The organism is Nguyenibacter vanlangensis (assembly GCF_013376155.1).
Classification (GTDB): Bacteria; Pseudomonadota; Alphaproteobacteria; order Acetobacterales; family Acetobacteraceae; genus Gluconacetobacter; species Gluconacetobacter vanlangensis.
This window is the reverse complement of the sequence record NZ_JABXXP010001247.1, coordinates 1-553: the sequence shown is the minus strand read 5'-3', so window position 1 is coordinate 553 and position 553 is coordinate 1. Positions and strand designations below refer to the sequence as shown.

Annotated in this window: 1 protein-coding gene; it reads right to left on the bottom strand. The window is 73.4% G+C overall.

Going from position 1 to position 553, the window contains the following annotated elements:
• A partial coding sequence (locus HUK84_RS22405; RefSeq protein WP_246285844.1) for a Mur ligase family protein occupies positions 1–553 on the bottom strand: 553 nt, incomplete at both ends.

Sequence of the window (553 nt, the reverse complement as noted above, 5' to 3'; positions counted from 1 at the left end):
CGGATCGCATCGCCCGCCGCGCCGACCAGGCGCAGTTCCATCTGTTTGCGCGCGGCGATGGCGCGCAGGGCGTCCAGGGTCGCGGAGTCCATGTCGGCATTGGCCGCCGCCAGGGCGCCGGGGGGCAGGATGTCGGCGAACAGGCGCAGCTTGGCCGCGCGATAGGCGTCGAGCGTGCCGTGATAATCGAGATGGTCGCGGGTCAGGTTGGTGAAGCCGGCGGCGGAGAGGCGCAGCCCGTCGAGCCGATGCTGTTCCAGCCCGTGGGATGAGGCTTCGAGCGCCACGTCGCTGATGCCGCCGCCGGCCATGGCGGCGAGCGCCCGTGCCAGCGCGATGCTGTCGGGCGTGGTCAGGACCGGACCGCAATCGGGGAGGGGGACGTCGGCGATGAGGCCCAGCGTGCCGACGCTGGCGGCCTGGCGGCCCTGGAGCCGCCAGATCTGCCGCAGGAAATCGACGGTGCTGGTCTTGCCGTTGGTGCCGGTGACGGCGACGACGTGATCGGGCTGCGCCCCGGCGAAGGCGGCGGCCAGCAGCGCCAGGGCGCGGC